Source organism: Curtobacterium sp. B8 (assembly GCF_000333315.1).
GTDB lineage: Bacteria > Actinomycetota > Actinomycetes > Actinomycetales > Microbacteriaceae > Curtobacterium > Curtobacterium luteum.
Window position 1 is genome coordinate 1 of record NZ_BACW01000067.1, and the last position, 1,044, is coordinate 1,044.

The 1,044-nt window shown below is 68.7% G+C and carries 1 protein-coding gene; it reads right to left on the reverse strand.

What is annotated here, in order from left to right:
• Nucleotides 1-963: dihydroxy-acid dehydratase (locus tag I59_RS01885; protein WP_022902424.1), on the reverse strand; the 963-nt coding region annotated here is incomplete at its 3' end.
• Nucleotides 964-1,044 lie beyond the last annotated feature (81 nt).

The following is a 1,044-nucleotide window of genomic DNA, read 5'->3' on the forward strand; positions in this document are numbered from 1 at the left end:
GTACTGACCGAACGGCTTCATGTCCGCGATGTGCGGCACCTTCGAGCCGATGCGGTTGAAGTCGTCGAGGGTGAGGTCGACCTCGGCCTCGTGCGCGATGGCGAGGAGGTGCAGCACGACGTTGGTCGAGCCTCCGAGTGCCATCGCGACGGCGATCGCGTTCTCGAAGGCCTCCTTGGTCAGGATCTGGCGCGCCGTGATGCCCTTGCGGAGCATGTTCACGACGGCCTCGCCCGAACGGTGCGCGTAGTAGTCACGGCGACGGTCGGCCGACGGCGGCGCGGCCGAGCCGGGCAGCGACATGCCGAGGGCCTCCGCGACCGACGCCATCGTGTTCGCCGTGTACATGCCACCGCAGGCGCCCTCGCCCGGGACGATGGCGCACTCGATCTCCTTGAGCTCGGCCTCGGTGATCTTGCCGGCCTTGCACGCGCCGACCCCCTCGAAGGAGTCGATGATCGTGACCTCCTTGAAGGAGCCGTCGGCCTGCTTCACGTACCCGGGCATGACCGAGCCCGCGTAGAGGAAGACGCTCGCGAGGTCGAGGCGCGCGGCTGCCATGAGCATCCCCGGGAGCGACTTGTCGCAGCCGGCGAGCAGCACGGTGCCGTCGAGGCGCTCGGCCATCACGACGGTCTCGACGCTGTCCGCGATGACCTCGCGCGAGACGAGGGAGAAGTGCATGCCCTCGTGGCCCATCGAGATGCCGTCCGAGACGGAGACGGTGCCGAACTGCAGCGGGTAGCCGCCGCCGGAGTGGACGCCCTCCTTGGCACCCTGCGCGAGGCGGTCGAGGGACAGGTTGCAGGGGGTGATCTCGTTCCAGGAGGACGCGATCCCGATCTGCGGCTTCTCCCAGTCCTCGTCGCCCATGCCGACGGCCCGGAGCATCCCACGCGAGGTGGTGGCTTCGATCCCGTCGGTGACGACCCGGCTGCGCGGCTTCACGTCGATGTCAGGCATGGGGTGAGTCTAGGCGCAATTGGGATACCAGCCGAGCAACAACATGCGTCCGCATGGTGTCCGGTGCGGCGGCTGGGGCCG